This window comes from Nostoc sp. CHAB 5836 (assembly GCF_020829445.1).
GTDB lineage: Bacteria > Cyanobacteriota > Cyanobacteriia > Cyanobacteriales > Nostocaceae > Nostoc.
Genome location: NZ_JAIVFV010000274.1, coordinates 1 through 6,051, shown reverse-complemented (window position 1 = coordinate 6,051; position 6,051 = coordinate 1). Strand labels below are relative to the sequence as shown.

Annotated in this window: 8 protein-coding genes; 3 read left to right on the top strand and 5 right to left on the bottom strand. The window is 43.9% G+C overall.

From position 1 onward, the window contains the following. The 5 genes from LC605_RS30575 to LC605_RS30555 all read right to left on the bottom strand — a co-directional run. Nucleotides 1-757: hypothetical protein (locus tag LC605_RS30575; protein ID WP_229551173.1), on the bottom strand; the 757-nt coding region annotated here is incomplete at its 3' end. A 74-nt stretch (nucleotides 758-831) separates the two neighbouring features. After that, entirely contained in the window at nucleotides 832-1,107 is a 276-nt protein-coding gene (locus tag LC605_RS30570; RefSeq protein WP_229551172.1) for a hypothetical protein, read from the bottom strand. A gap of 25 nt (nucleotides 1,108-1,132) precedes the next feature. Beyond that, nucleotides 1,133-1,336: a hypothetical protein gene (locus LC605_RS30565; RefSeq protein WP_229551171.1), complete on the bottom strand. Its 204-nt coding sequence runs from the start codon at nucleotides 1,334-1,336 to the stop codon at nucleotides 1,133-1,135. Beyond that, nucleotides 1,329-1,655, bottom strand: coding sequence for a hypothetical protein (locus tag LC605_RS30560; RefSeq protein WP_229551170.1), 327 nt, complete (start codon nucleotides 1,653-1,655; stop codon nucleotides 1,329-1,331). The genes LC605_RS30565 and LC605_RS30560 overlap by 8 nt, the downstream gene beginning before the upstream one ends. A 91-nt stretch (nucleotides 1,656-1,746) precedes the next feature. Further along, complete coding sequence (locus LC605_RS30555; RefSeq protein WP_229551169.1) at nucleotides 1,747-2,469, bottom strand: hypothetical protein; 723 nt, start codon at nucleotides 2,467-2,469, stop codon at nucleotides 1,747-1,749. A 160-nt stretch (nucleotides 2,470-2,629) separates the two neighbouring features. Between LC605_RS30555 and LC605_RS30550 the strand changes: the two genes are divergently transcribed. The 3 genes from LC605_RS30550 to LC605_RS30540 all read left to right on the top strand — a co-directional run bounded on the left by LC605_RS30550 (nucleotide 2,630) and on the right by LC605_RS30540 (nucleotide 6,003). Then, entirely contained in the window at nucleotides 2,630-2,818 is a 189-nt protein-coding gene (locus LC605_RS30550) for a helix-turn-helix transcriptional regulator (protein ID WP_228043115.1), read from the top strand. Nucleotides 2,819-3,077: 259 nt separating this feature from the next. Then, nucleotides 3,078-3,986: a hypothetical protein gene (locus LC605_RS30545; RefSeq protein ID WP_229551168.1), complete on the top strand. Its 909-nt coding sequence runs from the start codon at nucleotides 3,078-3,080 to the stop codon at nucleotides 3,984-3,986. A 622-nt stretch (nucleotides 3,987-4,608) separates the two neighbouring features. Then, nucleotides 4,609-6,003, top strand: a complete 1,395-nt coding sequence (locus LC605_RS30540; protein WP_229551167.1) for a DEAD/DEAH box helicase — start codon at nucleotides 4,609-4,611, stop codon at nucleotides 6,001-6,003. Nucleotides 6,004-6,051 lie beyond the last annotated feature (48 nt).

The window sequence follows — 6,051 nt, the reverse complement described above, 5'->3', positions numbered from 1 at the left end:
ACCGCTTCTTACCTTGTGGTAAAACTTGGCTTATCTGTGGTTGCAATGATGCCCGTGCTTCTATTTCCGAAACTGGGGGTAATGCTGGTGTGGTAACAGCATTCGATGCCCAGCGCTCGTAAGTTTCATTTGTTACCCAGTGCAAAGTTGCGCCAGATTCCGCACCAGAGCGAATCATTTCTGCCGCTAAGAGTGCGTCCTTTTCAAAATCAGATTGAGGATTGCGATAGCTCCACTGAATGAACCAATACGTTCCAAGCGCTCCTTCCACTTTCTGGAACTCTGCACAAAAGATGTAGTTTTTCAGTACGCTAGCGATCGCGCCGTAACAAAACTCTTTCGCATCTCCTGGCATTCCCTCTTCACACCACTGCTGGAAAGCGCGATGTGCGAAGTGGTTATACAAATTAGCGAAACTATCTTTACTGCGACGGTGCATCAAAAAACAAAGCAGCATAGAGGCTGGCCCCTTGAACATATCTTTTAAATCGCCAGCAACCGGAATCACCCACAGTTCAGTGAATGGTTCATTGGTAAAGTTCTCGTTAATAGTGAAGATACGGTCGGGGCGAGAAATAGCGATTGCGAAGTCAGCTTTATTCCCTTTGAGATAACCACCTGCTTGTGCTTCAAGAATTGTCAGTTTTGGGGGGCAATCAAGAAGGAATTGCCCGTATTCTTTAGCGCAGTTGGCTTGCAGTTTTGGTTGGCTTGGGGGGATGAGAAAAACGCTGTTGTTGATTGTGATGGTTTCCATGTTTGTGTTTTATTGGTTGTGTTAGAGTGATGTGTACAATAATGAAGTCTGTGTTTGATTCAGGCGTTTTTGTACTAAACGGAAGGTTCTCGATTTCGGTCTATTTCCCATTGCAAATAAGTCAGCGCAGTTTGAGCATCGGCAATGTTTAAATCAGGGCTATATCCCTCGTCCAGCAATTGCTTGTAGTCTCGATGCGTAGCAATAAGGGATATCAGGGTTTGGGCAATTTCAAGTAATTGGTGGAGATTGGGGTTAGACATTTCAACCTCAAATAAACCTGCGCTCTGTGTGGCCATAGTTGCCCAATCGGGTAAAATCTGTGGAATGGTTCTGGTGTAAAGTTTCATGATTGTGTCCTCTGGGATTAATAACTTAAAAATCCTCGGCAATCTCCAACAAAAAGCCGCATCCAGTGTTCTGCACTTGCACCAATTCTTTATCCAGCAGTGTTTGAATGACTGAGTTTGAAACTTGGAATTGGAGAGAGTGTAATGGAACGCAACCCCCACAAAGTTGAATCAAACGCAGCAGATGATTCGCTCTCCGGTCAAAGTTGTCGCTGACGGAATTAGTCATTATTTGCACCTCCAGTTATTGCGTTTAATTGTTGTTGTAAAATTGCTATTTGGTGCTGATAAAACTCAATCTCTGCGGTGATTTGTGAGACTAATTCTGATGGTGTAAGCGGGTGGATTTGATTCTCTTCAAAGTGAAACAGTTCATCAGAATTTTTCCGCAACATCAGCGCATAGCGCCAACCTGCACCAAATTGTTCAGCTAATTCTGTACCATTCGGGTAGTAGTGAAGCCCCAGAATGATGCCCTGTTTTGTACGTTGATTCAAAGCAAAGCGCGGATAGTCCCAATGTTTGGGTATCGTGATTGTTGGTTGCATAAGTGATTTATGATTGGTGAGAATGTGCTGGCGATCGCTTGACAACAGCGTAGGCGTAGCCCGTCGCAGACATCGCCCCCTTTGTTACGCGTTAGTTCAAAAGCTCGTTTATACTCCCGTAACTACTGCCGTCCATCGGGGTTAACATCTCAAATGGGCGGTTTAACAATTGGGTTTGTGTAACTGCTAACCGCCAAACTGCTTCAAGCGCAGACTGGCAAGCGACTCGTTCAGTATTGGCTGCGCGTACCACCCACCAAGAGCCTTCTGTGTAGCCTACTTCGCCCAGTTTCACCTCGTCGTTGTAGATTATTCCATTTATTCCATCGCCCACTATTTCAAAGCCGTACTTCTGGCACTCGTTGAAAATTTGGCACATGATTGCGTTCTCAGTATTACCATTTGTGTCTGTAGCGTTTTGCTCTTGTACTGGTAGTGTGCCGTCTTTGTAATGTGAGCAGATGTAACGATGGCAAAGCATGACAGTCGCAGCACGGTGGATTTCCTTGTTGTTCACCATTACTACCCAAGGTTGGGTTAGGTCGTTGTCATAGGTGATTGCGGCGATCAACTTATCCCCAGCGTAGTATTCGTGATCGTAAAAGCTGATTTCGATGGGTGTCAGTGGTATTGAGGCAGGGGAGATAAATTGCTCAGGGTGGGTGGATTGGTGAGCTATGATTGCAGTAATCCAAGAATCTTTGCAGCGTTTGTCCGCAACTTCAACTGTACAGGCGATTTCGCTGTAGATTTGTTTCAGGCGTGCTATGGATTTGTGTTGTAGCTGTTGATAAGTGTAAATGGCGTGAGTCATAATTAGTAGGTTCTTCAATAGGACTAGAGAAGCGCTTCAGATTACCAGTCCAGGCGCTTTCTCTATTTCTATTAAATCAAGTTGATTTGTAGTTGTCAAGTTGATTTGTAGTTTCTTTTTGTAGTAGAATTTTGTATAGATGAGTTCGGAGCATCCATTTATGAAGTTAAGAGAGTCTCTGGGATTAACCCAGAGGCAAATTGCGGAAGTGGTGGGAGTGACAGATCAAACTGTTTCTAACTGGGAGCGAGGAGTTAATTTGCCACGACTTACTCCTATGCAAACAGCAAAATTATGTCAAATCACCCGACTATCAATTGAAGAGCTTGCACAATTGTTTAACCAGTAAACAAAAATGCTCACTGGTCAAACTATCAACTTGCTTTCTTTTTCATCCTTTATGCTATAGCAGCGATCGCATCTATCTTTTCTCTTTCCTGTCTAGCCACTTATCGGCTGCTTACTATAACTTTAAGTGGGTAGATACGGGGACAGTTGAAGCGCTAATCAAAGACAATTGTGTTACACAATCGCAGTTGACCACTACAGCCAAAATTTATTTGTAATCAACTCTGAGCAAATACCACTGAGTTAGAAAAAGTGGACTTGTGAATAAACCACTCTCTCGACGCAAAAAAGCCACCTCTGCCACATTCAGGGACAACACACCAACAGATGATCAAGACCTTGAGGACATCTCCCTTCAAGAAAATCCCGGTTCAGCCACAATTACGGTTAGCGCTGTTGAGGTTGAAGAGTTAAGCTCAGAAGAACAACGCGATCGCCTTCACCTAGAGCGACGTGTGGAAAGAGCAGTCTTTGAGGCGGGAAAGGCGCTGGCAGAATTGAGGGACAGGAGGCTATACCGTTCGACGCATAAAACGTTTGAAGAATATTGCCGCGATCGCTTTGGTCATAGCCGTCGCCAGTCTTATCTTTTAATGGATGCGGCTGTTATTTTTGATAACTTGGTTGAAATTTGTGATCAAATTGATCACAAATTGCCAACAGCAGAGGGCCAAGTTCGACCCATGACAAAGCTTGAACCCCAACAACAGCAAGAAGTATGGCTAAGAGCAGTAAAACTTGCTGGCGGGAAAGTGCCAACTGGTAGAATCGTCAAAGATGTTGTGCAGCGCATCATGGAAAGGACGAAAGTACCCAATACCTACCAAATCGGCGAAGTGTGCCAAATCCTTGTTAAAGACAATCCTGAACTCAGGCGCAAGGGTGGGTGTTGGGGGATTGTCAGCGCAGTGAACGAATTTAGTTGCACTGTGAGAGTCTGGGATGGAGAGTACACCATTGGCTTGCAGCATCTGAAGTCCTTTAACTATCTGCCCCAGGAGTGTCAACAGATGCAGGTGATTTGCGATCGCATTACACGGGTGTATTCGAGGGGCCTGGAGGAATCGGTGCAGAGGTTTTTGGAGTCGCTGGGGAAGCTGAATCGGGCTTATTTGACGGCGTTGGAGGAGAAATTGTTGAGCTTGCTAGAGCTAGAAATAAGAGTTTGATTAATAATTTATTATGGTTAAATGTTTTGGCTTAATTTAAATTACATAGCGCGGTTAAACACTTCACTTAATGTGATCGCAGCAAAATTTATGGTGTGTTTTGTGTGACTTGAAGAAGATTTTGGACAGAATGTCCAAGTTTACCTGACAAAAATGTCCAAAAAATAACATAAAGGAAAGCTAAACTGCTCAAACTCTCTTTCTCTATACAAGATAAAGGTTTTGCTCGCTAGCGATGCTGAAGGCAGCAAGCGATGCCTTCTCTACGAGACGCTACGCGAACGGCGGCAAGCTACGTAATGCTAGTAAGTTATCCCAGTTAAAAGGAAAAGTTGGCTAAGAGTAGTCTTTATATGGATTTGCGTCCATCTTCTTCTCCCATTTTTGTTACTATGTCCATTTTCTTTATCCAAAAAAGCGATCGCTTGATTAATTCCTTAACGAAGTTTTAGGTATTTCAGCTTACAACTTGTCCAACTTCTCCTGACAAAAGCTGTCCAAAATCTTCTTAAAGTCACATTTTGCTGGTTTGTCCATTGGTTTCTCGGTAAATCCAGCATTGACCGTTAGTTAGTAGTGGGTTATTACAGATACAACCTATTACTTATATTATTTATTATTAATGCCCAATATTCTGCCCTTGGCTCCTGGAATGCGGGTTTTATGTCGTGATGCTGAATGGCTTGTACAGCGTATAAATGCCTCTAACGATGCAGGTACACAACATGCAGTGCAAGTAGTTGGAGTTGATGAACTGGTTCGAGGATATCAAGCGATTTTCTTGACTCAGCTAGACCGAATTGAGTCAGTAGATCCACGCAAGACTAGACTAATTGCCGATAATTCAAATGGTTTTCGTCGCTCCAAATTGTTCCTAGAAGCGCAATTGCGGCAGATGCCTGCGGCGGGGGAAGAAGCTGATCTGGAGGGGTTAGGTGCATTTGACCCAATGCCATTTCAGATTATCGCAGTCAAGCGATCGCTAGAACAACTTCGACCTAGATTGCTACTGGCTGACGCTGTTGGGCTGGGAAAGACTATACAGGTTGGCATGATCCTGACAGAGTTAATCCGTCGGGGACGGGCAAATCGGATTTTAGTGTTAACTAAAAAATCCATGCTGACACAGTTTCAAGCAGAACTTTGGAACCGTTTCAGTATTCCTCTGGTAAGGTTAGACTCTCAAGGCATTGCTAAATTAAGGTTACAGATTCCCACAAATAAGAACCCCTTTGAGGTTTATCATCGAGTCATTATCAGCATTGACACACTCAAGGATGTTGGACGCTATCGCCATTTCTTGGAAGACACTCGCTGGGATGTGGTGGTGATTGATGAAGCGCACAACGTTGCTGGGGCTAGTATTCCTGAGAATCATCAAGCCCATAGGCTAGCGCGGTTGCTGTCAAGGCGCACAGATAGTATGTTGCTGACGACAGCAACACCTCATAATGGCAAAAGAGAAACTTTTGGGCGTTTAATTTCCTTACTAGATCCATCAGCAATCCCTGACCCGCGTTATCGAGAGTATGATGCAGATGATATCCGTGGCTTCTATTTGATGCGCTTTAAAGAAGATGTGCGTCATCAAGTTGGGCTGCAACTTACTGAACGGTTTGTTGTACCCCTTCAAGAAACTACGGCGGAGGCGACAAGTGCAGAAGAAACTGCATACAGAATTTTGGGCGAACTGCGGCAAGCAATCCAGACCCAAAAGGAGGAGTATTCAGAGTGGAGAAATCAGCGTTTAATTCAATATGGACTCTACAAACAGTTTCTTTCTAGCCCAGAATCTTGCGCTAGTACTGTTTCCAAACGACTGAAAAAACTGCAAGCTGAAAACCCTCAAAGTCCAGAAATACCTTATTTAAAAGGGCTAGAAACAGCCCTGAGAAAACTTGCATTAACTGATTCCTCCCGTTTTCAACTGTTGCTTGCCTCATATCTTGCACCGGGAAATTTGAATGTCAATTCCACAACTAAGTATGAAATTTCGCATTCGTTCAAAGTAGAGTAAAATTAACGACAGTAATAGTTGTGGAAAGCAAGTTTGAAAAGCAAGTTG